General features: G+C 46.6%; 2 protein-coding genes. Both read right to left on the bottom strand.

The features are described from left to right. A partial coding sequence (locus AC1931_RS15440; protein ID WP_483878151.1) for a transposase occupies positions 1 to 190 on the bottom strand: 190 nt, incomplete at its 3' end. A gap of 108 nt (positions 191 to 298) precedes the next feature. Further along, positions 299 to 643 (bottom strand): GNAT family N-acetyltransferase, encoded by a 345-nt coding sequence (locus AC1931_RS15435; protein ID WP_483878167.1) that lies wholly within the window; start codon positions 641 to 643, stop codon positions 299 to 301. Between the last annotated feature and the right edge of the window lie 149 nt (positions 644 to 792).

The raw sequence follows: 792 nt of genomic DNA, 5'->3' as shown, positions 1-792 counted from the left end.
AAAGATGAACATGGTTAGAGGTGACGGTGTAGTTCAGAAGTTGTAGACCGTAGCGCTTACGGGCCTCGCCAAGCCAAGTGACAAAGCGGGAGCGATCATGGGCAAAACGCAGCAGGAATTCCGCCTGGTGGCAGCGATGCGTAATGTGCCAAATGCACCCCGGGATGAAATGACGATTAGCTCTTGCCATGCTCCCCTCCATGTAATGCAGCAGAATGATAATTGATCCTGTAAACCCACGATTTTGACTGTGAAAATCAGGCCATAAACCCATTCTTGAATGCTTTTCATGGTCATTTCAATTCAATTTCAGTAACTTATCTTGGTCCGACCCCAACGTCTGATAACCTTTGCCGATGAATTCTGGCCGGATAAACACGTGCTCAAGCCAAACTCCTTTTCCCATTGTGAAATTTGATATTTCCAAATCACTTTCTAGCTTGATGACGGAGTAATAACCAACGGCTTCACCATTGATTTCAATGATTTGGACATGATTGTTTCTAATATATTCACCAGTTATTGTGAGTTCATTTTTCCAGATTTCAAAATACTCCGCTGGGTATTTCCAATGATTTTTCGACGCAAGAGATATTTCCGTCAGAACTTTACTGTCTCGCTCGGTAGCTGGACGAATAATCATTGGTTTTATTCATGCCTTTGATAGCTAACGGGGTGGCCTTTGAGCCGTGCCCGAAGGGCATCGGTCTCCAAAGGCTGGTTCGTCCGCCTGCGGACGGACTAGCCGAACGGCTCAAAGGCCACCCCGTTCATTCCGACCGCAGGTCGGGA

The organism is Pelovirga sp. C15f (genome assembly GCF_057178085.1).
The sequence above is the reverse complement of the archived record's forward strand: the minus strand, read 5'-3'. Positions and strand labels throughout refer to the sequence as shown.

Coding starts and splice junctions, on each gene's coding strand:
- AC1931_RS15435 (WP_483878167.1), bottom strand. CDS start 643: ATGATTATTCGTCCAGCTACCGAGCGAGACAGTAAAGTTCTGACGGAA.